The organism is Archangium sp., assembly GCF_036388035.1.
Lineage (GTDB): Bacteria > Myxococcota > Myxococcia > Myxococcales > Myxococcaceae > Archangium.
On sequence record NZ_DASVSO010000499.1, the window covers coordinates 1 to 3,826 of the forward strand.

General features: G+C 71.6%; 3 protein-coding genes and 1 pseudogene. 1 reads left to right on the forward strand and 3 read right to left on the reverse strand.

The window, feature by feature from the left end; translation table 11 throughout:
* The 3 genes and pseudogenes from VF697_RS20165 to VF697_RS20175 all read right to left on the reverse strand — a co-directional run.
* Nucleotides 1-344, reverse strand: a pseudogene (locus tag VF697_RS20165) (xanthine dehydrogenase molybdopterin binding subunit); the annotation flags it as partial.
* Nucleotides 345-349: 5 nt separating this feature from the next.
* Nucleotides 350-1,801, reverse strand: coding sequence for a xanthine dehydrogenase small subunit (gene xdhA, locus VF697_RS20170; RefSeq protein WP_331097377.1), 1,452 nt, complete (start codon nucleotides 1,799-1,801; stop codon nucleotides 350-352).
* A gap of 97 nt (nucleotides 1,802-1,898) precedes the next feature.
* Nucleotides 1,899-2,312 carry a DoxX family protein gene (locus tag VF697_RS20175; protein ID WP_331097378.1) on the reverse strand — a complete coding sequence of 138 codons (414 nt, stop codon included), beginning with the start codon at nucleotides 2,310-2,312 and terminating at the stop codon, nucleotides 1,899-1,901.
* 119 nt (nucleotides 2,313-2,431) lie between these two features.
* Between VF697_RS20175 and VF697_RS20180 the strand changes: the two genes are divergently transcribed.
* Nucleotides 2,432-3,601 (forward strand): AI-2E family transporter, encoded by a 1,170-nt coding sequence (locus VF697_RS20180; RefSeq protein ID WP_331097379.1) that lies wholly within the window; start codon nucleotides 2,432-2,434, stop codon nucleotides 3,599-3,601.
* Nucleotides 3,602-3,826 lie beyond the last annotated feature (225 nt).

Sequence of the window (3,826 nt, forward strand, 5' to 3'; positions counted from 1 at the left end):
AAGTGCACCTCCTCGCCCACCTGGGCCATCAGGGGCTCGTCGTGGAAGACGGCGCCCACCTGGTTGTGGCCCGGAATGTCCCCGGCCGAGAGCACGGCGAGCACGCCGGGCAGGGCCCGGGCCCGCGACACGTCCAGGCGCAGCAGGCGCGCGTGGGCGTGCGGCGAGGTGACGAGGTGCCCCACCAGCAGCCCGGGAGGCTGGGGCATGTCGTCCACGTAGAGGGCCTCGCCGCTGGTGTGCTTCAGGCCACTCTCGTGCGGGGCCGGGGCATGCAGGGGCGTGCGGGCCGGCGCGGGCTGCTCGGCGCGGGCGGAGTCGGGAGAAGAAGGAAGCGTGCTCATCCGGGTTACCTCACCTGCACGGTGGCCGAGTGCTGCTCCGCGAGCCGGGGCATGGGCGATTGCTGGGTCTCGAGGAAGAAGCCGCGCAGGAGGTTCTTCGCCACCTGGGCGCGGTACCACGCCGAGCCGCGATGGTCGGACAGGGGCTTGAAGTCCTCGTCCAGCCGGGCCAGGGCCGCCTCCACGGTGGCCTCCGTCCAGGGCTGGCCCATCAGCGCGGCCTCGGTGCGCCGGGCCCGCGAGGGCGTGGCCGCCATGCCGCCATAGGCCAGCCGCGCCTCCGTCACCTTCCCCTCCCCGTCCACCACCACCCGGAAGCCCGCGGACACGGCGCTGATGTCCAGCTCGCGCCGCTTGGACACCTTGTACGCGAGGGCCCGGGCGCCCTCGGGCTGTACCGGCACGTCCACGCACGCCAGCACCTCGCCCCTGCCGAGCGCCGTGCGCCGGTAGCTCAGGAAGAAGTCCTCCAGCGGCATCCTCCGCTCGCCCGCCCGCGAGCGCAGCACCACCTCGGCTCCGAGCGCGAGCAGCACCGGCGCCAGGTCCCCAATGGGCGAGGCGGTGCAGAGGTTGCCCCCCACCGTCGCGCGGTTCTTGATCTGCCGCGAGCCGAAGTAGCGCAGCATCCGCTCCAGGGGCGGGCACGCGGCGCGCGCGTAGTCCTCCAGGTCCGTCAGCCGCACCGTGGCGCCCACGCGGTGCCCACCGTTTCGAGGCTCCAGCGCGCGCAGCTCGGGCAGGGCCTCCAGCGACACCAGCAGGGGAGGCTCCGCGTAGCGCTTGGTCACCTCCAGCGACAGGTCCGTGCCGCCCACCACGAAGCGGGCCTCCGGGTGCCTCTCCAGCACGTCCCAGAGCGCGTCCAGCGTGCCGGGGGTGAAGAAGCGCTGGGCACCGGCCTCATAGGCGAGGTCCATGGGCTCGGGCTGCGTCTCGGCGAGCGCGCGGGCGAAGCGGTCCGGGGGGCGCTGGCCGGCCACGCGAGCGGCGGCCTCGCGGATGGGCCGGTAGCCGGTGCAGCGGCACAGGTTGCCGCACATCTGCGCGTCCAGCTTCCAGGGCTCGTCCAGGTCGCGGCGGTGGCAGGCCTCCAGCATCGCCATGGCAACGCCCGGCGTGCAGTAGCCGCACTGCGAGCCCAGCTCGCGCGCCAGCGTCTCCTGGACGAGGTGGTACTTCCCGCTCTCCTTGAGCGCCTCCACCGTGTAGACGTGCTTGCCCTGCACCATGGGCAGCAGCACCAGGCAGGCGTTCACCGCGCGCAGGGCCGGGGCGCCCTGGCCATCGTGCTCCAGCACGGCGACGGAGCAGGCCCCGCAGTCGCCCTCGGCACAGCCCTCCTTGGTGCCGGTCAGGTGCGCCCTGTCGCGCAGGTAGCGCAGCAGGGTCGTGGTGGGAGAGAGCCCCGTCTCCTCGACGGGTCGGTCATTCAGGAAGAAGCGCAGACGTTCCATGGGCCTTCCCCAGCCCCCCTGGAGGGTGGCCGGGGGGGGCCAGCGTACTACGGCGGGCGGCTTCCCGCCCCTTCAGGAGTGCCTAACGCCGGACACTTCAGCCGCGCAGGGCGAAGAGGGCGACCAGACTGACGAGGAAGTAGGGCACCAGGCCCGCGGCGCCCGCGTAGTCCTTGGCCATGCGCTGGCCGAAGAAGAGGGCCACGAAGGAGAGCCCCGAGAGGGCCGCCCCCCCCATGGCCAGCCGGGTACCCCCGGAGAGCACCAGTGCCACCACCCCAGCCGCGCTCACCGCGCCGGAGGCCAGCTCCATGACGGTGAGGGTGGCCAGCAGGAGGGGCACCACCCCGCGCAAAGGGCTCTTGGCGAAGTGTCCGGTGAGCCACCCCAGGTTGCCCTTCCAGTCGATCACCTTGTCCAGGCCGGACTGGAGGAAGGTGATGGCGAGGAAGAGGGAGCACAGCGCCTGGACGAGCCAGAGGGGGAAGAGGTTCGAGTCGAAGGACGGCATGGGGCGCGCACTCTACCCGGCCTGCTCGCTTCCCCAAGTACCGAGCAACTGTCCGGAGCAACCAGCCAGGCGGACCCCCACCCCTTCCGCTCGCTGGGGGGCGCCCCCATCGTCCGACCATGGCCACGGAAAAAGTCGCCCGTCGGGTCTTCATCGGGCTCATCCTGCTGTCCATTGCCCTGGTGTTCTGGGTCGCCTCGCCCTTCTTCGAGGCCTTTTTCCTGGCCGCGGTGCTCGCCGGGGCCTTCTACGGCCTGCAGACGTGGTTGACGCGGCGCTTCCGGGGTCGACGCGGACTGGCGGCCGGCCTCATCTGCGTAGGCACCATCCTGGCCGTGCTGGCGCCGCTCGCCAGCCTCACCGCCTTCATCGTCTCCGAGATCATCGAGGGGGTGAACTTCATCTCCACCACGGTGGAGCAGCGGGGGCTGCAGGGACTGCTGACCTACGTCCCCGGCTTTCTGCAGGAGCCCGCCGGGCGGATGCTGGAGCGCTTCCAGACGGAGAGCGCCGGGGTGTGGACGACCGTGCAGGAGCAGCTGAGTACCCGAGGCGCCAGCGCGGCCCAGACGGTGGGTGGGGTGGTGGCGACCACGGGCTCGGTGGTCTTCCAGACCGTGATGATGCTCATCGCGCTCTTCTTCCTGCTGGTGCAGGGCAAGGAGCTCGTCGCGTGGCTGGAGAGCGTGTCTCCCCTCAAGCGCGGGCAGACGACGGAGCTGCTGGCCGAGTTCCGCAGCGTCACCAAGACGGTGCTGGTGTCCACCATCGCCACCGCGGGCGTGCAGGCGGTGGCGGCCCTGGTGGGCTACCTCATCACCGGCGTGCCCGTCCCCATCTTCTTCGCGGCGGTGACGTTCTTCTTCGCCCTCATCCCCGCCATCGGCGCCGCCTCGGTGTGCGTGGTCGCCTCCCTGCTGCTGCTCGCCACCGGGCACCCCGTGGCCGCCCTCGTGCTGTTCATCTGGGGCGTCGTCGTGGTGGGGCTCTCCGACAACGTCATCAAGCCCCTGCTCGCCAAGCGCGGCATGCACATGCACGGCGCCATCATCTTCTTCGCCCTGCTCGGAGGCCTGTCCGTCTTCGGCGCCATCGGCCTGCTGCTGGGGCCGCTCATTGTGGCCTTCTTCCTCGCCGTGGTGCGCATCTACGAGCGCGACTACGGCCGGCCCTCCACCCGCCTCGGCGACCCGGGCACCCCGCCGCTGAACAAGCCCACCGTGGCGGAGGGCGAGGAGTGGGAGCCCACGGTGTTCCATCCGGATGGGGAGGGGCGGCCCTCCCACTGACCCCCCTCCCGGTCGCGCGATGCGCGAACCTGTCCACTTAGTGGACAAGTCGCGCGAAAGCGCGCCCGGGAGCCCCGCGTGACGACTACGGCTGGACGCCGGCTCCGGTCACGTTGAGCGAGTAGCTGCCCGTCGCACCCGCGTAGCCCACCACCTTCACGTAGTAGGTGCCCGCCGCCGCGACGCTGTAGCTCTCCATCTCCGGGTTGCTCGTGCTGTAGCCGC